This window comes from Pseudomonas abietaniphila (genome assembly GCF_900100795.1).
Taxonomy (GTDB): Bacteria; Pseudomonadota; Gammaproteobacteria; order Pseudomonadales; family Pseudomonadaceae; genus Aquipseudomonas; species Aquipseudomonas abietaniphila.
Genome location: NZ_FNCO01000001.1, coordinates 333,447 through 357,227 on the forward strand (window position 1 = coordinate 333,447; position 23,781 = coordinate 357,227).

At 60.7% G+C, this 23,781-nt stretch carries 22 protein-coding genes and 1 pseudogene; 13 read left to right on the forward strand and 10 right to left on the reverse strand.

Going from position 1 to position 23,781, the window contains the following annotated elements; translation table 11 throughout:
• Entirely contained in the window at positions 1-1,113 is a 1,113-nt protein-coding gene (gene proB / locus BLS87_RS01320; RefSeq protein ID WP_074749596.1) for a glutamate 5-kinase, read from the forward strand.
• A 17-nt stretch (positions 1,114-1,130) separates the two neighbouring features.
• Here the strand turns inward: proB and BLS87_RS01325 are convergent, their stop codons facing one another.
• Entirely contained in the window at positions 1,131-2,084 is a 954-nt protein-coding gene (locus tag BLS87_RS01325; protein ID WP_074749597.1) for a GlxA family transcriptional regulator, read from the reverse strand.
• A gap of 224 nt (positions 2,085-2,308) precedes the next feature.
• Here BLS87_RS01325 and BLS87_RS01330 point away from each other — a divergent pair, with 224 nt between their 5' ends.
• From BLS87_RS01330 to BLS87_RS01340, 3 genes are all read left to right on the forward strand, one after another.
• A complete protein-coding gene (locus BLS87_RS01330; protein ID WP_074749598.1) occupies positions 2,309-2,905 on the forward strand; it encodes a TetR/AcrR family transcriptional regulator in 597 nt (198 codons plus the stop codon).
• Between the two features lie 134 nt (positions 2,906-3,039).
• A complete protein-coding gene (locus tag BLS87_RS01335) occupies positions 3,040-4,494 on the forward strand; it encodes an aldehyde dehydrogenase family protein (RefSeq protein WP_074749599.1) in 1,455 nt (484 codons plus the stop codon).
• 70 nt (positions 4,495-4,564) lie between these two features.
• On the forward strand, positions 4,565-5,689 hold the full coding sequence (locus BLS87_RS01340; RefSeq protein ID WP_074749600.1) for an alkene reductase: 1,125 nt from the start codon (positions 4,565-4,567) through the stop codon (positions 5,687-5,689).
• Positions 5,690-5,806: 117 nt separating this feature from the next.
• On the opposite strand, the gene BLS87_RS01345 is transcribed toward BLS87_RS01340, so the two are convergent.
• Positions 5,807-7,216, reverse strand: a complete 1,410-nt coding sequence (locus tag BLS87_RS01345; RefSeq protein WP_074749601.1) for an amidase — start codon at positions 7,214-7,216, stop codon at positions 5,807-5,809.
• A gap of 167 nt (positions 7,217-7,383) precedes the next feature.
• Between BLS87_RS01345 and BLS87_RS01350 the strand changes: the two genes are divergently transcribed.
• Positions 7,384-7,956 carry a TetR/AcrR family transcriptional regulator gene (locus BLS87_RS01350; protein ID WP_074749602.1) on the forward strand — a complete coding sequence of 191 codons (573 nt, stop codon included), beginning with the start codon at positions 7,384-7,386 and terminating at the stop codon, positions 7,954-7,956.
• A gap of 53 nt (positions 7,957-8,009) precedes the next feature.
• Here the strand turns inward: BLS87_RS01350 and BLS87_RS01355 are convergent, their stop codons facing one another.
• The 4 genes from BLS87_RS01355 to BLS87_RS01370 form a co-directional block, all read right to left on the reverse strand.
• On the reverse strand, positions 8,010-8,924 hold the full coding sequence (locus BLS87_RS01355; protein ID WP_074749603.1) for a pyridoxal-phosphate dependent enzyme: 915 nt from the start codon (positions 8,922-8,924) through the stop codon (positions 8,010-8,012).
• 124 nt (positions 8,925-9,048) lie between these two features.
• Positions 9,049-10,551, reverse strand: a complete 1,503-nt coding sequence (gene proP / locus BLS87_RS01360; protein ID WP_074749604.1) for a glycine betaine/L-proline transporter ProP — start codon at positions 10,549-10,551, stop codon at positions 9,049-9,051.
• Between the two features lie 247 nt (positions 10,552-10,798).
• Positions 10,799-11,656: a transporter substrate-binding domain-containing protein gene (locus BLS87_RS01365; protein ID WP_074749605.1), complete on the reverse strand. Its 858-nt coding sequence runs from the start codon at positions 11,654-11,656 to the stop codon at positions 10,799-10,801.
• Between the two features lie 74 nt (positions 11,657-11,730).
• Positions 11,731-12,546: a HalD/BesD family halogenase gene (locus BLS87_RS01370; RefSeq protein WP_074749606.1), complete on the reverse strand. Its 816-nt coding sequence runs from the start codon at positions 12,544-12,546 to the stop codon at positions 11,731-11,733.
• A 104-nt stretch (positions 12,547-12,650) separates the two neighbouring features.
• On the opposite strand from BLS87_RS01370, the gene BLS87_RS01375 reads away from it, so the two are divergent.
• From BLS87_RS01375 to BLS87_RS01395, 5 genes are all read left to right on the forward strand, one after another.
• The gene (locus BLS87_RS01375) at positions 12,651-13,547 is read left to right on the forward strand and encodes a LysR substrate-binding domain-containing protein (RefSeq protein ID WP_074749607.1); all 897 of its coding nucleotides are present in this window, start codon (positions 12,651-12,653) and stop codon (positions 13,545-13,547) included.
• Between the two features lie 300 nt (positions 13,548-13,847).
• Positions 13,848-14,567: an ABC transporter permease gene (locus BLS87_RS01380; RefSeq protein WP_074749608.1), complete on the forward strand. Its 720-nt coding sequence runs from the start codon at positions 13,848-13,850 to the stop codon at positions 14,565-14,567.
• 15 nt (positions 14,568-14,582) lie between these two features.
• Positions 14,583-15,320: an ABC transporter permease gene (locus BLS87_RS01385; RefSeq protein WP_074749609.1), complete on the forward strand. Its 738-nt coding sequence runs from the start codon at positions 14,583-14,585 to the stop codon at positions 15,318-15,320.
• A 17-nt stretch (positions 15,321-15,337) separates the two neighbouring features.
• On the forward strand, positions 15,338-16,129 hold the full coding sequence (locus BLS87_RS01390; RefSeq protein WP_074749610.1) for an ABC transporter ATP-binding protein: 792 nt from the start codon (positions 15,338-15,340) through the stop codon (positions 16,127-16,129).
• A gap of 364 nt (positions 16,130-16,493) precedes the next feature.
• On the forward strand, positions 16,494-17,312 hold the full coding sequence (locus BLS87_RS01395; protein WP_074749611.1) for a substrate-binding periplasmic protein: 819 nt from the start codon (positions 16,494-16,496) through the stop codon (positions 17,310-17,312).
• A 106-nt stretch (positions 17,313-17,418) separates the two neighbouring features.
• On the opposite strand, the gene BLS87_RS01400 is transcribed toward BLS87_RS01395, so the two are convergent.
• The 3 genes from BLS87_RS01400 to BLS87_RS01410 are packed head-to-tail and all read right to left on the reverse strand — an operon-like array spanning position 17,419 to position 20,205.
• Positions 17,419-18,426 (reverse strand): NAD(P)H-quinone oxidoreductase, encoded by a 1,008-nt coding sequence (locus BLS87_RS01400; protein WP_074749612.1) that lies wholly within the window; start codon positions 18,424-18,426, stop codon positions 17,419-17,421.
• Positions 18,423-18,758, reverse strand: coding sequence for a carboxymuconolactone decarboxylase family protein (locus BLS87_RS01405; protein WP_074749613.1), 336 nt, complete (start codon positions 18,756-18,758; stop codon positions 18,423-18,425). Before BLS87_RS01405 ends, BLS87_RS01400 begins: the two co-directional genes overlap by 4 nt.
• A gap of 10 nt (positions 18,759-18,768) precedes the next feature.
• Complete coding sequence (locus BLS87_RS01410) at positions 18,769-20,205, reverse strand: NAD-dependent succinate-semialdehyde dehydrogenase (protein WP_074749614.1); 1,437 nt, start codon at positions 20,203-20,205, stop codon at positions 18,769-18,771.
• A 249-nt stretch (positions 20,206-20,454) separates the two neighbouring features.
• Between BLS87_RS01410 and BLS87_RS01415 the strand changes: the two genes are divergently transcribed.
• Positions 20,455-21,384: a LysR family transcriptional regulator gene (locus BLS87_RS01415; protein WP_074749615.1), complete on the forward strand. Its 930-nt coding sequence runs from the start codon at positions 20,455-20,457 to the stop codon at positions 21,382-21,384.
• A 16-nt stretch (positions 21,385-21,400) separates the two neighbouring features.
• Here BLS87_RS01415 and BLS87_RS33550 read toward each other — a convergent pair.
• A pseudogene (locus tag BLS87_RS33550) lies at positions 21,401-21,544 on the reverse strand (arsenical resistance protein ArsH); the annotation flags it as partial.
• Positions 21,545-21,648: 104 nt separating this feature from the next.
• On the opposite strand from BLS87_RS33550, the gene BLS87_RS01425 reads away from it, so the two are divergent.
• Both BLS87_RS01425 and BLS87_RS01430 read left to right on the forward strand, forming a co-directional pair.
• The gene (locus BLS87_RS01425) at positions 21,649-21,876 is read left to right on the forward strand and encodes a hypothetical protein (protein WP_074749617.1); all 228 of its coding nucleotides are present in this window, start codon (positions 21,649-21,651) and stop codon (positions 21,874-21,876) included.
• A gap of 475 nt (positions 21,877-22,351) precedes the next feature.
• Positions 22,352-23,773, forward strand: a complete 1,422-nt coding sequence (locus tag BLS87_RS01430) for an MFS transporter (RefSeq protein WP_074749618.1) — start codon at positions 22,352-22,354, stop codon at positions 23,771-23,773.
• The last annotated feature ends 8 nt before the right edge of the window (positions 23,774-23,781 follow it).

Consider the following 23,781-nt stretch of genomic DNA (forward strand, 5'->3'; position numbering starts at 1 on the left):
ATGCGTGAGGCGATAGCGACCACACAACGCTGGGTCATCCACATCGAGAGCCGTCTGATCGCGGGGCATGATGGCCTGAACACGGACGCTATCAACCGGTTGGCCGGTGAACTGGCGACCCTGCATCAACGCGGCCTCGACGTGGTGGTGGTGTCGGCCGGTGCCACAGCTGCGTGCGCAGGCCCCGCCAATGCCGCCCCGTTGCCGCTGCACGAAGCGCAGGCGTTGGCCGCCATTGGCCAGATCAAACTGACCAATGGATGGGCCCAGGGCCTGGCCGCGCATGGTCTGCAGTCGGCGCAGATCCTTCTGACCCAGGACGACCTGTCACATCGCAAGCATTATCTGAACGCCCGCAGCACCTTGCAGGTGTTGCTCGGCAAAGGTGTGGTCTCGGTGGTCAGTGAAAACGGCACCATTGCCAGTCACGGGATTCGTGCCGGTGACACCGACAGCCTGGGCGCGCTGGTGGTCAACCTGGTTCAAGCCGACGTGTACGTGCTGCTGACCGAGGTGCAAGGTCTGCTGATGCCTGCCGCTGAATCCGGACAAGCCGACACCTTCATCGACCAGGCCGCAGCGGGTGATGCGACCCTGGACCGATGCGCGCACGACATGACCGAACGCCTCGGCTTCGACGTGCGTTCCTGGTTGCGTTCGGCGCGGCTGGCGGCGCGCTCCGGTGCGCACACGGTGATCGCCGACGGGCGCCAGGCCGGTGTCCTCGACGCCATTGCCCGTGGCGCGCCAGTCGGTACGTTGCTCACCTCGGACACGCACCCGGCGGCGTCGCGGGGACGCTGGCTCGCCAATCAGTTGCCGATGCGCGGCGTACTGGAAATCATCGCCGGTTCATACCCCGGTGAATCGGATGCAAGCGGGATCACGGCGCTGATGGTCCTGCGTGTCGAGGGCGTCTTTCAGCGCGGAGACATGGTGGTGTGCCGGGGCGCCGACGGCGTCGAACTGGCACGCGGGCTGGTCAATTACAGCGCCCAGGAAATCCAGAAGCTGCGGGGTCAGTTCGTCGAGGCGTTTTCCCGGCAGATCGGTTATGTCGCGGAGCCGGACATCATCAGCCGTGAAAACCTGGTCGCGTATGCGGCGCCTTGACGGCCGACCGAGCGTCCTCAGCCATTGGCGCCGTTAGCGGCCGTAAACAACGTTTTCTGCATCGCTTGTGGCGGCTTGCCGAACGCGCGCAAAAAGGCCTGGCGCATACGTTCCCGGTCACCGAATCCGGTAGCCCTGGCGACAACTTCCACCGGATGGCGGCTGGTCTCCATCATCACGCGAGCGGCTTCAAGGCGCAGGCTTTCGATGGCCTTCGCCGGGGTTTGCCCGGTCTCCTCCCGAAACACCCGACTGAACTGCCGAGGACTGAGGCGGGCCACGGCAGCGAGTGCGTCGATTGATAAGTCGTCCGTCAGGTTTTCACGCGCATAGGCCATCGCCAGTTGGACGCGATCGGACTTCGGGTCCAGTTCCAGCAGTGCGGAAAACTGTGATTGCTCGCTGCCCCGACGCTGATAAATGACCAGTTTGCGGGCAATCCTGCGGGCCAGATCGCTGCCCAGATCGGTCTCGACCATCGCCAGTGCCATGTCCACGCCGGCACTCATGCCGGCGCCTGTCCAGGTCTGACCGTCCACGACGAACAGGCGATCCTCTTCCAGCTGTATCTCGGGATAGCGTTGCCGGAATGCCGGTGCGTGCAACCAGTGCGTGGTGGCGCGCTTGCCGGTCAGCAGGCCCGCCTCGGCGAGCAAGAAGGCACCGACACACAGCGAAGCGACGCGACGGGACTGGGCCGAGGCCGCCTTCACAAATTCGATCAGGGCGTTGTCCGGGGTGTCGAGTTCGAGGTAACCGCTGACGATCACCGTGTCGTAGCCCTCGGGCCTGAGTGCTGTGCTATTGACCGAAAACCCCTGCGAGGACATCACGGCGCCTCCCGCCTCAGACACCAGATGAAATTCATAGGCCTGCTCGCCCTGGAACAGGTTGGCGCATTCGAATACAGAGCCCACCGCAAGGCTGAGGGATTGAAAGCCGGGGTGAACCACCAGCGCAACGCTATGCATCAAGACATCTCCAGGTGAGCGGGGCATGCGCATGGATTGTCATGGCCCGCCGCGTGGCTGGCAACTGTGTTCTGCGAATCAGGCGGGCCAGTGGGCCGATGACCGAAAAAAGGACAGAAGCCCATGTCCGAAATCCTTGCGGATTCGACATTGTGAAGGGGAGCACCTGCTCTTAACATTCGCTTCAACAGGTGAGACGACTGGTCTACTTAGAGGCGAAGACGATGACCGTCACTGAACGTAAACATGCCCGACAGCACATTCTCGATGTCGCGAAGTTAATCATCGGCAGGAAAGGATTCTCCGCCGTCGGTCTTAACGAAGTGCTTCAGGCTGCACAGGTGCCCAAAGGTTCTTTCTATAACTACTTTGGTTCAAAGGACGTTTTCGGAGTGGCGCTGCTGGACGGTTACTTTGAAACCTACATGGATGACGTGACAAGGATTTTCAGCAGAACGGGATTATCCGAATACCAAAAACTGGACCTGTACTGGCAACAGTGGATCGACAACCAGACGAGCGAGACCGAGTCGGGAAACTGCCTGGCCGTGAAGCTTGGCGCCGAGGTTGCCGACCTGTCAGAGCCCATGAGGCTGGCCCTGGAACGCGGCACGGCGAGGATCATTGCTGCCCTGGCAGCGTCGATAGCCCGCGGTCTTGAAGAGCGATCGGTCACGGTGAGTGAGGGAGCAGAGCGCACGGCATTTCGGCTCTACTCGCTGTGGTTGGGCGCCAGCGTGATGGCCAAGATTACGCGCAGCGCCAGCCCCTTCGTCGACGCCAGTGTCATGACTCGCGCCGTATTGAAACACCCCGGGTAACCGCTATTAACGACTTTTAACGGGATCAAGCGTCAGTTGATCTCTCGGGATCTGTTGCCCAAAAAACAAGCTGTTTAGTTGCACTTTTCGACGTCACGAACGTTTACAAATCATTGAATCTGGAGAGTAGGAACATGACGACTGTGTCCGCAAAACAAGCAGCAACTTCTTTGTTCGAAGGGCCGTACTACCTCAGCATCGCCGGCAAACTGGTCGACGCCACGGCCTCGTTCGATGTCATGAACCCGGCCACCGGCCAGGTCCTTGCCAAGGCACCGTCGGGCTCGCCTCAACAACTGGATGACGCGGTGGCGGCGGCCAAGTCTGCTTTCAAGACCTGGTCGGCGCTGAGCTATGACGAGCGTGAGCATTATCTGGTGGCGTACGCCGATGCGCTTCAGGCACATCGTGACGAGCTGGCGGTGCTCTTGACCCTTGAGCAAGGCAAGCCCCTCAAAACGATGGCGGAGCCGGAAGTCGATCAGGCGATTTCGTGGATTCGTCAGATCGCCGCTCGCCGCATCCCGGTCGAGGTTCTGGAAGACAACGACAGCCATACCGTCGAACTGCACCACACACCGCTGGGCGTTGTCGGTGCCATCACGCCGTGGAACTTCCCGGTGCTGTTGGCCCTGTGGAAAGTCGCACCGGCGTTGCTCACCGGCAATACGATGGTCATCAAGCCTTCGCCGTTCACCCCGCTGACCACCCTGCGCTTTGGTCAGATTGCACAGTCCGTCCTGCCGGCTGGCGTGCTGTCGGTGGTGTCGGGTGGCAATGAACTGGGTCCGCAAATGACCGCGCATCCGGACATCGCCAAGATCAGCTTCACCGGCTCGACCGAAACCGGCAAACACGTCATCCGTTCGGCAGCCGGGACCGTCAAGCGCCTGACCCTGGAAATGGGCGGCAACGACGCTGCCATCGTCCTGCCCGATGCCGACTGGAAGTCGGTGATCCCACAACTCTTCTGGGGCGCCATTGGTAACTCGGGGCAATGGTGTGTGGGGATCAAACGCCTGTACGTCCATCGCTCGCACCACGAAGCATTTGTGTCGGCCTTCGTGGAATACGCCGGGCAACAGAAGCTGGGCGATGGCCTGGATCCTGAGGTCACCGTCGGCCCGGTGCAGAACAAGATGCAATTCGACAAGGTCCGCGAGTTCCTGGACGACATCAAGGCCAACGGTCAGCGCATCGTGCTGGGTGGCGAAGTGGACGAAAACCGTGCGGGTTACTTCATCCCGGTCACGGTGGTCGATAACCCGCCTGAAGACTCAAAAATTGTCCAGGAAGAGCAATTCGGCCCGATCGTTCCCATCATCGTTTATGACGACGTGGACGATGTCATCGAGCGCGCCAACGACAGCCCCTACGGCTTGGGTGGCTCGGTCTGGGGGCGCGACACACGGGCAGCAGTGGCGGTTGCCAACCGTCTGGAGACCGGCATGGTCTGGGTGAACGAGATGCACACCCAAGGCGTGGACATCCCGTTCGGTGGGCACAAACAGTCGGGTGTCGGCACCGAAGGCGGTCATGAAGGCCGGCTGCTGTTCACCAACCCTAAAACCATTCTGATCAAGAAGTGAGTGACGCGCGGCCCCTGGGTTCGGGGGCCGCACGCTCAGCCTTTTTCCCTGATTATCCGGAGTTGAACCTATGCAACATGAATCACTGTTTTCTGCTGTAACACTGGGTGGCCTGACCCTCAAGAACCGCATTGTGTTCCCGCCATTGACCCGTCAGCGCAGTGCGCAGCCCGGCGATGTTGCCTCTGACTTGATGGCCACGTATTACGGCCAGCGGGCGTCGGCAGGCTTCATGGTCAGTGAAGGCACGCAGATCGAGCCGCGCGGTCAGGGGTACGCCTGGACGCCGGGCATCTACACCCCAGAACAGATTGACGGCTGGCGCAAAGTGACGGATGCGGTGCACGCCGAAGGCGGTGTGATCTTCGCGCAGCTCTGGCACGTTGGCCGGGTGTCCCACCACGCCCTGCAGCCTGATGGCAGCGCGCCCATCGCGCCGTCGGCAATTCAGACCACCAGCTCCAAGGCCTTCATCGAAACCGGCGCCGGAACCGGTGAACTGGTGGCGCCGTCGATGCCTCGCGCAGTGACCGTGGCTGAAATCAAAGAGTTGGTCCGCCTGTACGCCACTGCTGCGAGCAATGCCATTGCAGCAGGCTTCGACGGTGTCGAGATCCATGCGGCCAACGGGTATCTGGTGAATCAGTTCATCTCCGAGCACGCCAACCAGCGGGATGATGAATACGGCGGCTCGCTTGAGAACCGTCTGCGCTTCCTTCGTGAAATCGTCGCAGCGGTTTCTCAGGCCATCGGTCCTGACCGTCTGGGCGTGCGGTTCACCCCCTTGTTCACCACCACCGATCAGGATCGGGTGTACATCGGCATGGTGGAAAAGGACCCGCACCAGACGTACATCGAAGCGGTCAAGGTGCTGGAAAACGCGGGTGTCACCTACGTCTCCATCGCCGAAGCCGATTGGGAGAATGCCCCCGACCTGCCGGAAACCTTTCGCCGTGACGTGCGGAACACTTTCAGTGGCCGGATCATTTACGCGGGCCGTTACACGGCGGAGCGGGGCGCACGGCTGGTCGAGGCAGGTCTGGCTGACTTGATCGCCTTCGGCCGTCCGTTCATTGCCAACCCGGACCTGCCCGCCCGCATCGTCAATGGCTGGCCGCTCAATCCTGTTAACCCCGCCACCCTTTACGGCGGCGCCGAAGCGGGCCTCACGGATTACCCGGTCTACGCCGGCTGAGGGCAGCGTAAAAGGCCGGACGCTAATGTGAAGCGTCCGGCCAGTCTCGTCATTGTCCGTAGAGCATGGCGTCGAGCGGGTCAACGCTCGCCGCTTGATGCTCTGCTGCGGCAGGTGTTACAGCGCGGGACGAAGCGTGCGCACTTTGCTGATGCTTTCGAGCAATGAAGCGATGTGCAGGATCGTCGACTCAGCCTGCCACGCACCCACAATCTGCACGTTGATCGGCAGTCCTTCCTTGCTCGTCCCGAACCGCATCGACACACCCGGCAACCCGGTCACGTTGAGCGGTACGGTCGCGCCCTGCAGGTAGGTGGCGTCCACGGTCTGGCCGTCGATGATGAACTGTTCGACCCCATGCCGGTGTGCCGGTATCGGCAGTACATGAGTTATCAAGGCGTCGTATTGCGCGAAGTATTCGGCGTAACCGTCGCGCAGCCGTTCGGCGGCTTGCTCGGCCTCGATGAAGTCCTTCATCGAGGTGTCGGGCAACGAGCGCATGGTCTTCGCCATCGTGTAGAGCTCGTCCTCTCTGCGTCCGGCGGTGGCTTCGGCGAACGCGGATTTCATCTCCATCACGTGCAGCTTGTTGAACACATCGAGGGCAAAGTCACGCTCCAGTGCAGGGATACCCACGTGTTCGACCTCCATGCCGATGTCTTTCAACGCCTCGGCGGCGGCCCGGACGGTGGCGACGACTTCGGGATCGACCGGGCCGAAACCTGGCCCCGTCATCCAGCCCACCCGCAGCGGGCAATAAGGCTGGCGACCGATGCCTGCGTCGAACCCGACGGTGCTGGTCGCAAAGGCGTCCCGTCCGTCCGGCCCGGCCAGTTGCGAGAAGGCGAGGGCGATGTCCCGAACCGACCGGGCCATCGGGCCGACGTGCCAGAAGCGGCGGGGCACGCGAGGCCAGATGCCGGTCATGGGCACGCGACCGTGGGTTGCTTTCATCGACGTGATCCCTGTTTGTGCTGCCGGGCCCCTTACGGAAATCGCAAGGTCGGTGCCCAGGCCGATGGGCGACATCCCGGCGGCGATTGCCGCTGATTCACCGCCGCTCGAACCTCCTGGTGTGCGTTCCAGGTCCCAAGGGTTGTTCGAACGACCGGAGAGCAGGTTGTCGCTTTCGATCCAGTAGGAAAATTCGGGAAGGTTGGTTTTGGCCAGCAAGATGGCGCCGGCCTGCTTCATGCGCGCCACGCTGGTGGCGTCGGTGTCTGGCTGGCGACCTTTGAAAATGGGCGAACCACGCTGAGTCAGTACGCCGGCGGTGTCGATGGAATCCTTGGCGGTGAACGGGACGCCGTGCAGCACGCCCAGCGGTTCGCCCTTCAACACCGCTCGCTCGGCGGCTTTCGCGGCCTCGAGCGCGTCATCCACCACGGTCACGATCGCATTGACCTGGGGATCGACCGCTTCAATGCGGTCAAGGTGGGCTTGCATCACTTCAACCGGTGAAACCTCCCGGGTGCGAATCAACTCGGCCAAACGGGTTGCGTCGGAGAAAAACAATTCGTGGCTCATGTGGTTTTTCCTGCCTGATGGGAAAGGGGATTGATGCCTGTGAATCGACAGAAGTGTTTCTCTACCTGCCAATTGGTAGGGGAAAAGCTAGAGCTTTAAAAAGGGACTGTCAAGCCCTACCTAACAAATGGTAGGCTTGTCGCCATTGACGAACATGAGGTGTTTACATGAGCACGAATGCGAAGGAGTCGATCCTGGCGGCGGCTCGGCAAGCCGCTCAGGCCCACGGTTATGGCGGCCTGAATTTCCGCGACGTGGCGGCGGAGGTCGGCATCAAGGCGGCGAGCATTTACCATCACTTCCCCAGCAAGGCCGACCTCGGCGCAGCCGTGGCGCGTCGCTACTGGGAAGACACCGCACGGGATCTGGATGAGCTGCTGGCAGAAACCGACGATGCGGAAAGCGCACTGCGCCGATACCCGTGGATCTTTCGCAGATCCCTGGAGTGCGGCAATCGGCTGTGTCTGTGCAGCTTCATGTCGGCTGAATACGACGACCTGCCGGACGCCGTAAAAACAGAAGTTCAGGCCTTCGCCGAGGTGAACGTGGCCTGGCTGGGAAAAGCGCTGGTCGCGGCGAAGCAGGTGCTACCGGAGCATGCCGAAAAGCGCGCCCGCGCCGTCTTCTCAGCGGTCTCCGGTGCTCAACTCATGGCCCGCAGCCGCGCAGACATTTCGATTTTCGACGAGTTGATCGACAGCTATCAAAACGCGGGGCTTCTGCCAGCCGAGGCCGTGTGAAGGCAGGCGGTATCGAGACGTTTCACTCCAGGTTGAAGAGACAAACCGCTTCGTCAGAGTGCCTGTCGCCACGCCCTGATCTGCTCAAGCGTGGCGGTGGCGCCGCCGCAGACCACCATCAACACGTTGTCGTACCCCGTCAGCAGGGGCGGGGAATACCCTAAAGACAGTGCCGCGCCACAGGCAGGCTCGACCAGGATTCGGTGATCGGTGAGAAAGCGTTCGCAGGCGTCCAAGGCGTCTTTGTCGCTGACCACGACGCTTTCGATCCGATGGGTCTTGAGATAGGCGACAGACTGGCTGCACACGCGTTTGGCGCCCAGCGACGTGGCGACGGAGGTGATGGCGTCTATTTCCACGGGCGCATCCGCCAACGTGGCGGCGCGGAAAGACGCGGCGCCTTCGGTTTCCACCGCGATCACCGGCACATCATCCCAGCCGTTGCGTTGCAGGCCTTCGATCACGCCGCACAGCAATCCGCCACCACCGACTGACAACACCACGGCCCCGGGTTTGCGCGTTGTTTTGGCGGCCTCGTCGATCATGCTGGCGTGGCCGGTCCACAACAGCGGGTCGTCGAAGGGATGAATGAACGCGTCTCCTGGCGCGATCAGCGTATGGGCCAGTTCGTTGGCCTCTTGCCAGGAGCGACCGTGAACGATGACGTCCGCGCCTTCAAGAATGAGCAGCTCCCTGGCCCGGTCTGTGGTGGTTTCCGGGACGACGACCGTCACTGCCGCGCCCAGAACGCGCCCGGCATAGGCCACGGCCAGCCCGGCATTTCCACCTGAAGAAGAGATGAAGCGTTTCGCGCCACGGGAATGATGAACCTCGCAGGCGTGCCCCACGCCCCGCAGTTTGAAGGAGCCGCAGGGCTGAAGCGCATCGAGCTTCAGGTTAATTGTGCGCTTGGCAATGGCGCTCATCGGACGGGATTCAATCAGTGGCGTTTCAATGTGCAGGGGCATGATGGATTGCTTCCAAGCAAGGGTGGGTCGATGCATGAACAGGCACCGGGTTACGGTTCAACACCGTAAGCGAGGCGGCTGTTCAACGCAATCGACCACACACTCAATCAGCGTCCGCGCGTGTTCAGTCGATGCGGGGATGCTGCTGCACCAGCTCCTTGCGCTTGGCTTCGAGCTCGGCGATCTGGGCGTCGATGTCTTCGATTTTCTGTTCGATGTTGTCGTGGAGGTCTTCCAGCAACTCCTTGGCTTCTTCGATGTTGGAGGCGGCAGGCGCCGCGCCGCGCAATGGTTTGTTCGCGGTCTCTTTCATCGTCAGGCCAGTGGCCAGACCAATCGCTGCAACCACCATCAGGTAATACGCCGGCATGTACAGGTTGTTGGTGGTTTCCACCAGCCACGCGGCGAGAGTCGGCGTCAGGCCGGCGATCAGCACTGAGACGTTGAAGGCGCCGGCCAGTGCGCTGTAGCGAATGTGCGTCGGGAACATCGCAGGAAGCGTGGACGCCATGACGCCGATAAAGAAGTTGAGCACCACGGCGAGGATCAGCAACCCGGCGAAAATCAGCCCGATCTTGCCGCTGATGATCAGCATGAACGCCGGAATCGCCAGCAGGAACAGCGCAATGCTGCCGACGATGATGAACGGCCGACGGCCGATCTTGTCGCTGATGAAGCCGATTAGCGGCTGGACGAACAGCATCCCGACCATGATCGCGATGATGATCAGCACGCCACGGTTTTCGCTGTAATGCAGGTTGTGCGACAGGTAACTCGGCATGTAGGTGAGCAGCATGTAGTAGGTGACGTTGGTCGCCACCACGATGCCGATGCAGGTGATCAGGCTGCGCCAGTGCTTGGTCGCCACCTCTTTGAACGACACCTTCGGGCCACCCGACAGGCCTTCACGGTCGCCCTGTTCGAGTTTCTCGACGTGCTGCTGGAACGCAGGTGTTTCCTCAAGGGCATTACGCAGGTACAAGCCAAGCATGCCCAATGGCAGTGCGAGGAAGAACGGCAGGCGCCAGCCCCACGCCTGGAACTGGTCTTCGCCAATGACCGCAGAAATCATCACCACGATGCCGGCGCCGAGCACAAAGCCGGCAATGGAGCCGAAATCGAGCCAACTGCCGAGGAAGCCGCGTTTGCGGTCCGGGGCGTATTCGGCGACGAAAATCGAGGCACCGGTGTATTCGCCCCCGACCGAGAAACCTTGGGCCATCTTCGCCAGCAACAGCAGGATGGGTGCCCAGATGCCGATCGAGTCATAGGACGGGATCAAGCCGATGGCGGTGGTGCTCAGGGACATGATCACGATCGTCGCCGCCAACACTTTCTGGCGACCGTACTTGTCGCCCAGCGCGCCGAAGAACAAGCCACCCAGCGGGCGAATCAGGAAGGGCACGGAGAAGGTCGCCAGTGCCGCGATCATCTGCACGCTGGGGTCGGCACCGGGGAAAAACACCTTGCCGAGCACATAAGCGACGAAGCCGTACACGCCGAAGTCGAACCATTCCATGGCGTTACCCAGGGCAGCGGCGGTGATCGCCTTGCGCATCTTCGCGTCGTCAACGATGGTGATGTCGTTCAACCCGATCGGGCTGACTTTTTTCTTGCCTGATTTCATGCGAATCACTCTCTTGCGGATCGGTGTTGCTGCAAAACGCGGTTGTCGACGTCGCCTCGGGACACAGGTGTCGCGCGTGAAGTCGATGAAAGCGTTTTGGTGGCACGTTATTTCCGATCAGATACAAGAAGACACGAAATAATTCAGCGCCGGCCGGTATTTTTCGTTGCGGGGCAGGGCGCAGGCAGCAAAAACAAAAAAGCCACCGCCCAAGGCAGTGGCTTTTGACGCGTTTACGCGGGGCGCATCAAGGGCGGATGTCAGCCTTGAACCACTTCTCCGAAAGGCGCTTGACGGTGCCGTCTTCCAGCGCGGCCGTCAGCGCGCCGTTGAATTTCTCGCGCAGGTCGTTATCGGCCTTACGGAAGCCCAAGGCTTCACCCGGGCCCCAGATGGTGCCGCCGATTTTCGGGCCGATCATTTGCACGCCCTTGTTATCCGGGTTGTCCAGTGCCGACGTGAAGAAGGTCACGTCATCGAACGCGAAGTCGATGCGGCCAGCGTTCAGGTCCAGCATGTGCTCGCCGGATTTCTTGTACTCACGAATGGTCGCGATGTCGCGGAAGTTCTTCTCGACGAACTCGGTGTAGGCCGTACCGGACTGAATGCCCAGGGTCTTGCCTTTCACCAGCGCTTTCATCTTGTCGATCGCGGCCTTGTCGGCATTCTCGTCACCGCTGAGTTTGATGATTTCATTGCTCGGCATGCTGGCGATCAGCTTGGGGTCGGCGCTGGCGAAAACCGCTTGGGTATTGGCGTAAGGTTTGGAGAACGCAATCACCGCTTCGCGTTCAGGGGTGATCACGATGGCGTCCATCAGCACGTCGAACTTGCCGGCATTGAGGCCTGCGATCATGCCGTCCCAGTCTTGGGCCTGCAGCTTGCACTCCAGCTTGATCCGGGCACAGACATCTTTGAGCAGCTCCGGCTCGAAGCCGGAAATTTCGCCGTTCGGAAGGGTGATGTTCCAAGGCTCGTAAGCCCCTTCGGTCGCAACCCGGACCGAGGTCCAGTCCTTTGCGAAGGCGGTGCTGCCGAAGACCAGGCTGCTGCCTAAAGCCGCACACGCGAGGATTTTTTTAGTGACGTGGTAGGTGTGGCCCATGTGTTTCCCCATCTAATTGGAAATAAGACTGGCAGGGTCAAGCTAGATCAAAAGCCGCGAAACAGTCATTTTTATTATGCCGCTGTGTCTTCAGTCGTCGAGTGAGACGCACGTCCGTAGAAGCCCGTTTGTTCTTCAGGCGTAAACATCACGCCGGGTTTTTCGTAGTAGGAGAACACCGCCACCATCCGCTCGCGGTGGCCACGCACGGGGGTGACGCGGTGCGCGGTATTTTTCCCACGAAAGACATTGAGAGTGCCAGCCCTGAGTCGCAATGTCTTCACGTCGGGGTCGCGACCGTTCAACAGATCGGCCACGCCGTCATAGTTGGGATCATCCGCTGTGCGCAAGTCGGTGCGGTACTCGAACTCGCCACCTGCTTCGGGTGATTGGAGCATCAGCGTGGTGGTAAATTCAGAGCGATCGAAGTGCCAGTTCAGCGTTTCGCCTTCGCGATAACTCATCACGTTGACCCGTGCCAATGGGTCGGCCATGACGTACAACGCCGGTTTATCCATGACCGCGCTGAGGAACGCCACCAGCGGCGGGTATTCATACACGTCGGTGACGAGGCTGTTCTTGAGCTGGTCTGCGCACAGCGTATGGCTGACGGTTTCGACCTTCTTCAACGCAGGATGATCGGCGGCCAGTTGAGGGATTTCAGGTTTGAAATAAATGTTGTGCGAGCGCTTGTGGGTGTGGGATTCAGCGTCCATGGTCGGCTGGATCTGTTGCGCGGCGGCACGCACGTTGTCGTCCTGTATGAAGCCTTCAAGGCTGAACATGCCGTCGCGGGCCAGCGCTGCGCGAGCGTGGTGGACCAGGGCGATCCATTCCTCACTGCCTGGGCGGTCCAGCGGATAGCGTTGAAGATTGATGACGGTGTTCATGTCGGCCCTCCGTTAGGTGTGGCTTAAACCTAACCTGTGAAAATCTTCGCAACAACGGCAAAAATTGTTAGCCTCCCCCCAGGAAAACTTAGGGAAGCGCTTCAATGAAACGACTGCCGCCGCTAAATGCCGTGAGAACATTTGAAGTTGCTGCGCGGTTGGCAAGCTTTGTCGCGGCCGGGAAAGAGCTGGGCGTTTCAGCCGCTGCGGTCAGCCAACAGGTCCGTCACCTGGAAGACTACTTCGGCAAGAAGCTGTTCGTGCGCAGCGGCAACCGGCTTTCGTTGACGGACGCGGGGCTGGCGATTTTTCCGCAGACATCCCGCGCGCTGGATGACATCGCCGCCATGACCGTACGCCTGCTGGAAGGCGAGATGCGCACCCGGTTGATCATCAGCGTGCCGTTCTCGCTGGCCGAGGTCTGGCTGGCGCCGAAGCTGGCGGTCTTGCTGGAAAGCTATCCGCAGCTCTCGGTGGACGTGCGGGTCGAAGATGACCCTGTTGACCTTGCCCGCCATGACGTCGACATTCGTGTCAGCTACGGCGACTACCATTACCCGTCGCTGGAAGCGATCCCTCTGGTACACGATCAGGTGGTGCCGCTGTGCGCACCGGAGTTGTGGTATCGCCACGGTAACAGCGATTTCGACCTGACGCGTATCCACGAAAGCCTGTTCATTCATACGCAGTGGGGGCCGAGTTACGCCTCGCACCCGACCTGGAGTGACTGGTACGCCAGTGAGGTCGGACAGGCCTCGCCGGATCCTGCGTTGGGGCGTCGCTCCGGGCTGTCCAGCCTGTCGATCACCTTGGCGAAACTCGGTTGCGGCATCGCATTAGGGCAGAAGCTCATCGCTCAGCCCGATCTGGCGGCGGGACGCTTGATCGTCTTGTCCGCCCGATCGCTCCCGCTAGGGCACCCTTATTGCGCGTTTGTACCGGCGGAAAAACGCAAGCGCCCGAACGTGCAAAGCTTCATCGCATTGCTGGCTACACCCTGACCCGAACGTTGCCACGGGTTGTTACAGGTCGACGCACTTTGCTGGGGCCCGATGTTTCTCCCCGCCCCAGCGTGAGGCGTCCTGCGGTCACCCAACCCCTTTTGCTCGCGATCTTTCTCCTGCATCCCGTTAAACCTTATGAGCATCTGACCGCCTAACCAGAGGGCTTGCCATGTCCTTGTTCCAGCCTACGGAAGGATGTGGCAATCAAATTGCATATGCTTGTAAAGACAAGTATGTATGAGTTGGGCGGTGTCTTCAGGCACCAGACGTTTCGCCGTTCGTTGCAGGAATAACGCTATGGATCTCTTACAGCTGCTCAGTTTCGGAAACAACGGATGGGGCGCGGCCCTCTTGAAAGCGGCCGGCATGACCGTGTTGCTGACCCTGTCAGCGCTGGTGGTGGGGGCCATTGCCGGAAGCACGGTGGCGGCGGCAAAACTCTCGAAGCGCCGTCTGTTTCGTTACGCCGGCGACGCCTATTCGATCCTGTTCCGGGGGATTCCCGAGCTGCTGGTGATCTACCTGTTTTACTTCGGCGGTGCCAGCGTTCTGGGCGCCATCAATCACTGGTTTGGTGGCGAAGGGTTCGTCGACACGCCACCGTTTCTGGTGGGCGCACTCGCGGTCGGGTTGATTTCCGGCTCGTATCAGGCCGAGGTGTACCGCGGTGCTTACCTGGCCGTCGCCAAGGGCGAGCTTGAAGCCGCGTTGGCGATCGGCATGACCTGGCACATGCGCGTCAGGCGGGTGCTGATTCCGCAAGTCTGGCGTTACGCATTACCGGGTCTGGGCAATGTCTGGCAGATGACCCTCAAAGACTCGGCGCTGATTTCCGTGATTGGCCTCGTCGAATTGATGCGCGCCAGTCAGGTGGCGGCCGGTTCCACGCGCCAGTACTTCACGTTCTATATCGTCGGTGGTGCCTGTTACTTGATCCTTACCGGCTTGTCCGGTCGCCTGTTCAACATCGCCGAAAACCGGGTGTTGCGCACGCAGCGCCGCACGCCACATTCCTGAGACGGGGAAACACTCATGATCGACTTTGCCTTTCTCAGTGACACGATGCTCAAACTATTGGCGGCGTTGCCCACCACCTTGAGTCTGTTCTTTTCCAGCCTGTCGCTTGGCTTGCTGCTCGCGCTGGGCGTGGCGGCCATGCGCGTCAGCCGCTGGCCGATTCTCAGCTACCCGGCTCGTATGTACATCTGGCTGTTTCGCGGCACTCCGCTGTTGATCCAGATGTTCCTGATTTACTACGGCCTGGGCCAGTTCAGTGCGATCCGCAGCAGTTTCATGTGGGAAATCCTGCGTTCCCCCTACGGCTGCGCCGTGGTCGCCCTGGCCATGTGTACTGCGGGCTATACGGCTGAAATCATTCGGGGCGGTATCCAGAGCGTTCCCCAGGGCCAGATCGAAGCCGGACTTGCGGTCGGCATGAGCCGCTGGACCTTGCTGTGGCGCGTGATAGGCCCCGTCACCTTGCGCCAGGCGCTGCCGTCCTATTCGACCGAAGCGGTGCTGATGGTCAAATCCACGGCCATTGCCAGCCTGGTGACCGTGTGGGACGTGACCGGCATTGCCCAGCAAATCATTCAGCGCACCTACCGCACGATGGAGGTCTTCCTCTGTGCCGCGCTGATTTACCTGGTGCTCAATTTCCTGATCGTTCGGGCCATGGCGTGGGTCGAGTACCAACTCTCGCCGCACCTGCGCGAGCGTCCTACACAGCGGGCGGCCGAACCGGTCCCTGAAACCCCTTCGTCCCTTTGATCGCAGCGGAGCTCATCATGAATCAACACGTCGCGGCTGCTTTGTCGGTCACCAACATCTGCAAATCGTTCGGCTCGGTGGAGGTGCTCAAAGGGATATCGCTGGAGGCGCACAAGGGTGATGTCATCTCCATTCTTGGCGCCAGCGGATCAGGTAAAAGTACCTTTCTGCGCTGCATCAACCTGCTGGAGTCCCCTGACCAGGGCCGCATCGTGCTGGACGGCGAAGTCATCGAAATGAAGCAGCACGCCAACGGACGCCTTCAGCCCAGCAACACTCGCCAGGTTGAAGCGATGCGCAGCAAGCTTGGCATGGTGTTCCAGAGCTTCAACCTCTGGTCGCACATGACCGTGCTGCAGAACATCATCGAAGGGCCGATGCGCGTGCTGAAACGCTCGCGCGCCGAGTGCGTGGAAGAAGCCGAGCAATTGCTGCACAAGGTCGGCCTGTACGACCGACGTGACTACTACCCGGCGCACCTTTCCGGCGGGCAGCAACAACGTGTCGCCATCGCCCGCGCGCTGGCCATGAACCCGCAAGTCATGCTTTTTGACGAACCGACCTCCGCGCTGGACCCGGAACTGGTCGGCGAGGTGCTGCGCGTCATGCGCTCGCTGGCCGAAGAGGGCAGGACCATGTTGGTGGTGACCCACGAAATGGGCTTCGCCCGCCACGTCTCGAACCGGGTGGTGTTCATGGCGCAGGGCCTGATCGACGCACAGGGCACGCCGGATGAACTGTTTGAAGGGCTGCCCACCGAGCGCTTTCGGCAGTTTGTGGCGAGTCATCACCAGCGCAGTACCGACTGAAGCCGCCAGACGAGAAGGCGACGGTGCGCGGTCGACCTGCTGTCGCCGTTGTGAGTTCGATGATCGAACCTTCTCCTGAGCGGGAACGAAACCACGAGCGCTTTTCACGCTTCGCAACGCCTGATTAAACGGATGCTGATTCCTGGATTCGGTCTATTGTTTCATGCAGTCAATGGAACCAGAGCACTGTATGACCTCTAACCTGAAACCGACACACGCCTGTGAACCGCCCCCTCTTCACGGGTGTGCAGGCGGCATCAAGGATCGTTGCGTGTTCCTGCCTGAGCCATCGCCCTTTTAACGGCAGGCGTCAGGCGATGAGGAGCATACTGCTCATACGCGGGGTTTTCATCAGGGGTTGAATATGATCGACCGTCGTGTGTGCAGGTGCATGTCCGTAACCGCCTTGCTGCTGGTGATGCCCGGTGTTGCGCTGAGTGAGACCGCATGCGATCACCTCACCGCAACCGGCAATGCGGAATACCCTCCCTACCTGTGGCGAGACCCCCACAACCCGCGTCGACTCATCGGCGCCAATGCCGACCTGATCAAGCAGTTGGGCAACGCGTTAGGCCTGCAGATCGATGTCATTTACGCAGGGCCCTGGTCGCGTGCGCAGGAGGAGGTGAGGGCGGGGCGCATCGACATGTTGGCGGGGTATTTTCTCACCACGGAGCGTGAGCAGGCGTTGAACTTTGTGAAGCCGCCTTTCCTGTTTACGCCCAGCATGGTCTGGGTGAGGAAACACGAAGCCTTCCCCTATCACCAATGGTCCGATCTGATCGGACGCAACGGGGGAACGCTGGTCAACAACAGTTTCGGTCAGGCGTTCGATGATTACGCGAAGGCCCACCTTTCGCTCGAGGCGGTGCCTACGGCCAGTCAGGCGTTCCAGAAGCTCATCCTCAAACGCAATGACTTCGTGTTGTTCGAGCAATACCCCGGCATGGCCCTGGCTAAAAAGCTGGGCGTTGAAGCGGCGGTAGAAGCCCTTGAACCGCCGATCAGCAGCGAGGGCCTTTATCTGGCGCTGTCGCCCAATGCAGATTGCATCCACCCCGCACTGCAAGCCCGGATAACCGACGAGATGCAGAAAATCGTGTCGAGCCCTCTGCCTGAGGTCCTTGTGAAGTCAAACCTGGAGCTTTGGAATGCACAGCAACGGGATGGGTTGAATCCGTAATCAGGATCAACCTGCTTGTTCGATAGTGAGTGAGGGGCGCTTTGACGCCAGAGCAAGGCGCCCTCCGATCAGAGGGCGCCTGTGTTCAAGGCCGGGCTATGAACCGTCAGCCCTCGATCAAGTCCTCAGGTTGCATCGTCAAGATGATCTTGCCGACGTTTTCCGAAGACTCCATCCGACGATGGGCATCGGCGGCACGCGACAACGGGAATGTGCTGTCGACCACGGGTTCCAGGCTGCCTGCGCCTTCAAACCGCTCGAGCCAGTGGTCACGGAAGCGTTTGATCATCGCGTGCTTTTGCGGTTGGGTGCGGGACTTCATGACCGTGCCGATGATTTGCAGGTGGCGATACAGAATCTGCTCCAGCGTCACGTTCACGCTGCCGCCGCCACCGAGGATACCGACCTGGATCAGTCGGCCGCCTTTGGCGAGGGAGGCGATGTTGCGTTCGAAGTAAGGTTTGCCGACGAAGTCGATAATCACATCCACACCCTGGCCGTCCGTCTTCCGGGCGATGACGTCGGCGAAATCCTGCGTCTTGTAGTCAATCGCGACATCGGCGCCGAGGTGCTCGACGCGCGACAACTTGCTGCCGTCCGTGGTCGCATACACGGTAGCGCCGGTGGCGTACGCCAACTGCACGGCGGCGGAGCCCACGCCGCCTGCCGCGGCATGAATCAGCACGGAGTCACCCGACGTGAGCCGCGCCAGGTGGATCATCGCCTCATGCGCGGTGACGAACACCTCGGGAATCGCCGCCGCGTGAACGTAATCCAGCTGGGCCGGAATCGGCATCGCCATGCGGTAGTCGATACGTGCCAGCTCGGCATAGGCGCCGCCGCCCACGACGCCCATCACCCGTGCGCCCACCTCGAAGCCTTCGACGGCGCTGCCTTTTCCGATCACCTCGCCGGCGATTTCCAGGCCGATGATCGGCGAGTCGCCGAAGTCGGGGTGCCCGTAACCGCCGGTGCGGTGGGTCAGGTCGGCGCGGTTGACGCCGGCCGCATAGACGCGCACCAAGAGGTCGTTCGGGCGCACTTCGGGCGTGGCTGCGTCGCTCAGCTTGAGCACGTCGGCGTCGCCAAACTCATGGATGATGATGGCTTTCATGGCTGTTGCTCCGATTCGTTGAGGGTGGCGTTGGCGATGGCCGAGGCTGTGATGGCGGCGGGAAAGCCCGCGTAGAACGCCAGGTGCGTGATTGAGGCCGACAGCTCCTCACGGGTGACGCCATTGGTCACTGCTCGCCGCAGATGCGCAGGTAACTCTTCAACATGACCACCGGCAATCAGCGCAGCGACCGTGATCAGGCTGCGGTCACGTTGGGAGAGTGCCGGATCGCTCCAGATCACTGGGTACAGTGTGATGTCGACGAACTGCGAGAGGGTGGGGGTGAAGGCTCTGGCCGCTTCACGAGGGCTGCTGAAATTGATGTTCGACATGATCGCGTCCTTACACCTGGCTGATGAATTTGTGGGTGAGGTAGTGCTCAATGCCTTCGACTCCGCCTTCCGAGCCATGGCCGCTTTCCTTCAGGCCACCAAAGGGCAGTTCAGTGGCGACGATGCGGTATTGATTGATGCCGATCATTCCCGCCTCCAGGCCGTCGGCGACGTCGATGGCCGTGCGTGCGCTGGTGGTGAACGCGTAGGCCGACAACCCGTACGGCAAGCGGTTGGCTTCTTGCAGCCCGTCGGCCATTTCGTCGAATGGCATCAGGATCGCGATAGGGCCGAAGGGCTCTTCATGCATGACGCGCGCGGTCATGGGCACATCGGCCAAAACCGTGGGCTCGAAGAAGAAACCCTGGCCCGACAGACGTTTGCCGCCCGCCAACAGGGTGGCGCCTTTGGCCACTGCGTCAGCGACCAGCTCTTCCATTTTCGCCAGTTGCCGTGGGTTGGCGAGCGGCCCGACCTGGGTCTCCGGTTGCAGGCCATTGCCGATTCGCAGCGCCTGGGTGGCAGTGACGAAGCGCTCGACGAACGTCTGATAAGCACCGCGCTGAATGAGAAAGCGCGTGGACGAGATGCAGACCTGACCAGTACCACGAAAGCGGTTTGCAACGCCTTCAACGGCGGCTTTTTCAACGTCCGCATCTTCGAACACCAGCACCGGCCCATGGCCTCCCAGTTCCAGCGTGATGGGTTTGACGCCCTCTGCAGCTCGGGCAGAAAGCAGCCGACCGATCGGCACGGAGCCGGTGAACGTGACCTTGCGGATAATCGGCGATGCGATCAGGTGGCTGGAAACCTGATCGGGCACGCCGAACACGATCTGCAACACGCCTTTCGGCAGCCCCGCGTCGTCAAGGGCACGGGCCAGGGCCAGCGCCGTTGAGGGGCTCTCTTCGCCAGGCTTGAGGATGACGCTGCAACCGGCGGCCAGGGCGGCGGACAATTTGCGGGCCGGGGTGATGGCCGGGAAATTCCAGGGCGTGAAGGCAGCGACCGGCCCAATGGGTTGACGTTTCACCAGTTGCAGAACGCCCGGGCGATTGGCCGGCACGACACGGCCGTCGATGCGCCGTGCGCTTTCGGCGAACCACTCGAAATACTCAGCGGCGCGTGTGACCTCATCCAGGGCTTCGCCGAGCGGCTTGCCTTCTTCCAGGGTCATCTGTGCCGCGATGTGCGGTGCCCGTTCCAGAATCAGATCGGCTGCACGTTTGAGGATCCTGGCGCGCTGATCCGGCACCGTGCGACGCCATACGTCAAAGCTCGCCTGCGCGATGTTCAGCGCGCGATCAAGGTCACTCGCGGTGGCGAGCGGCACGCGTCCCAGTTCCGTTTCTGTCGCGGGGTTCACGACCACCGCGGTGTCGCGTCCTTCAGTACCGATCCATTCACCGCCGATGAAAAGATAGAGCGAGTCGTAGGGGGTATTCATAGTGTGGGCCTTCATAGGGTTATCAGAAATCGGGTCAGTGGCCATTCAGCGCGGCGGGTGCCGCTGGCCTGTGCAACCGAGTCTATGGAGGACGCCCTGTTTGATTGAGCCTGTGGGGAGGGAATCATTGTTGTGTGCAGAGGAAATATCGGCGGCCAGCGACCGATTGCGCCCGCCGCTGCAGGCAGCCATGATGGCCGGGCATTTCCACAACGCGAGCGGTAGTTCAGACCGGGAAGGACGGTAGGGATGGATAAATTTTCTAATATGTCGGTGTACGTAAAGGTCGTGGAAATGGGCAGTTTCACCGCCGTGGCCAATCACCTCGATTCCACCGTTGGCAACGTGTCCCGGGCCGTTTCTGCGCTCGAGACCCTGCTCGATGCCCGCTTGCTGCAGCGATCGACCCGGCGGCTGTCAGTCACCGATGCGGGCCGGCGGTTTTATGAGCGCTGCACCAAAATCCTGGCTGACCTTGAGAACGCGGAAGCTGAAGCGAGCAACGCGCTGTTGACGCCCAAAGGCACGCTGCGGGTGCATTGCGTTCCTGGTCTGGCGCGCCACCTGGTGACAAACGCGGTGCTTGAGTACCGCCAGGCGTTTCCGGAAGTCACCGTTGATCTGTTGCTGTCTCAGCGGATGCCGAATCTGCTGGAGGATCAGCTGGATGTCTCGATCCTGATTGCGCGAACGCTGCCGGACTCCGCCTACGTGAGCCGCACGATCGGGGTCAGCCATTGCGTGCTGGTGGCGTCCCCGGCGTACCTGGCAAAACACCCGGCGCCCGTGGTGCCGGAAGATCTCAGCCAGCACGCGTGCCTGTTGTTGGGCACGGTGGATTACGCACGGGATGAGTGGCAACTCAAGAGCAGCGCTGGCACCGCCACCTTTGTACCGACGGGGCCGAGTTTCAGCGTGAATGATATGGACGCCATGGCGGTTGCGGTCCGTGCAGGCGCAGGCATAGGTTTGCTCGCGGGATTTTCGGCGATAGACGATTTGCGCTCGGGGAAACTGGTGCGCGTATTGCCCGAGTACCACACCCTTGAGCGCAACGTGTATGCCGTCTACACCTCCCGGCAGTACGTGGACGCCAAAATCACCTGCTTCATCGACGCGCTGAAAGAGCAGGTCGGCAGTCAGCTGGCGGCCACCGCGCAGGCGCTGATCGGGCAGTAGCTGCGAAGCGTGGCGTGCGCATCCAGCGGCCCAGTACGCGGAGCTGGTTCACCACGTTGAACGACTGCGAACCACCGCACACCTGCATGACCGCCAAGGTTTTGCCCTGTGTCGGGCGAACGGCGCTCAATGTCAGTCGAATCCAGTCTTTCTGCGCTTCCGGTCAGCGGCGCGATGGTCCGACACTTGAACTAAAAATTGACTGATAAGTCAGGATAACCAGCGTCACGACATTTCCTGATCATCCCGACACGAGAGCCCGATATGCACACCTACACGGTCCACTACCTGATCAACGACGAACCTCGCAGCCACCGGTTCGAGCTCAAGCAACCTGAGCTAGCCGTCCATGAAGCCGCGATGCACCTGCTGCAACTGCACTTTGGCGACAGTGAAAACAGCCTCATCATGCCCAACGCGGACGCCACCCCCGAGCAAATCCTGGAGCAGGCGGAGGTGGTCGGGATCTCGGGTATTCAGGTCGTCAAATAGGCGGCTTCATCACCCGTTGTCATACAACGGTATTCATCGGACAGGGTGGGACGGAGATCACGTGGGCATCAGGCCTCGCCGTATCTCGCCCTGTTTTTAGGCTTCGTGGAGTTTTAGCCGGGAACATGCCGCCTGAGTCTCGCCGTTTTTCCCGATTGACAGCAAGAGCATGGACTCGATATAAGGATCGTTGTACGACGACAGATGATCAATACTGATCACGCCCAACTATAAAAAACAGTGTCGGCCTCCCTCATGAAATCGACTTGCTCACTCATCTCGCTCCATGCTGCACCCAACGACTCGATCCCGGCAGTTCGTCGCGTGTCCTCGGCAGACGTCAACGTCCCGCCTACCACCTCTTAGTCCACTTCACACGTCTTGAATCAGGCCACAACGCCTGAAGTCCGTACGCGTGCGCTCTCACGATACTGTCGAGAGATCATCACCCGAATCCAAACAATAAAGTGATGCCATGAACCTGAACGAGTCCACTCATCCGCAAAGCGTCAGTCAGTCTGCCGTCATCAGTAAGGCCGTCGGCAAATACCGCTGGACGATCTGTGCGCTGCTTTTTTTCGCTACCACCGTCAACTACCTGGATCGTCAGGTGCTCAGCCTGCTGGCACCGGATCTCTCGACGCAATTTGGCTGGACCAACACCGACTACGCCAACATCGCCTCGGTGTTCCAGTTCGTCTACGCGATCGCCATGATCTTTGCCGGTCGCGTGGTCGACAAAATCGGTACCAAAACTGCTTACATCGTGGCGATCGGCATCTGGTCGACCGGCGCGGTCATGCACGCGTTTTCGGTGCCGCTGGGGGAGGGCATCGCCTCTGTGTGCGGGGCGTTAGGCCTGGCAGTCATTCCGGTGTCGATCGCGGGCTTCATGCTGTCGCGCGCGGTGTTGGCGATCGGCGAAGCCGGTAACTTTCCGATCGCAATCAAGGCGACCGCTGAATACTTCCCCAAGAAAGAGCGTTCGTTTGCGACCGGTATCTTCAACTCCGGCGCCAACGTCGGTGCGATCACCGCGCCCATCTGTGTGCCGCTGATTGCCAGCGTCTGGGGTTGGGAGTGGGCCTTCATCGTGATTGGCTTGCTGGGCTTTGTCTGGCTGGCGGTCTGGATGGCGCTGTACGAGAAGCCTGAGCAGCAGAAGCGCCTGACCGCAGAAGAGCTGGCCTATATCCGCAGTGATGAGACCGCCGACGCTGCTGCCCGGCCTGCGTCGAGCGTTGGCGAGAAAAAAGTGTCGTGGTTCAAGCTGCTGACCTATCGCCAGACCTGGGCCTTTGCGTTCGGCAAGTTCATGACGGACGGTGTGTGGTGGTTCTTCCTGTTCTGGCTGCCGACCTACTTGTCGGCGCAGTACGGCATGAAAGGCCAGGCCATTGTGATCCCGCTGTTCGTGCTGTACAGCATGACCATGTTCGGCAGCATCGGTGGCGGCTGGTTCCCCAGCTACTTCATGGCCCGTGGCGACAAGCCCTACGACGGCCGCATGAAAGCCATGTTCGTGATTGCGCTGTTCCCGCTGCTGGTGCTGCTCGCGCAGCCATTGGGCTACATCAGTTTCTGGGTACCGGTGCTGTTGATCGGCATCGGCGCTTCGGCGCACCAGGCCTGGTCGTGCAACATCTTCACCACCGTGTCTGCCATGTTCCCGCAGAAAACCATTGCCTCGGTCGTGGGCATCGGCGGCATGGCCGGTGGTTTCGGTGGCGTGGTCATGACCAAGATCGGCGGTTGGGTGTTCGACTACTACAAATCGATCAACGACATTCACACCGGCTACATGATCATGTTTGCCATCTGTGCGTTGGCCTACCTGGTGGCCTGGACCGTGATGAAGGCTCTGGTGCCGCGTCATAAAGAAATCACCGACCTGTAACAGCGCGC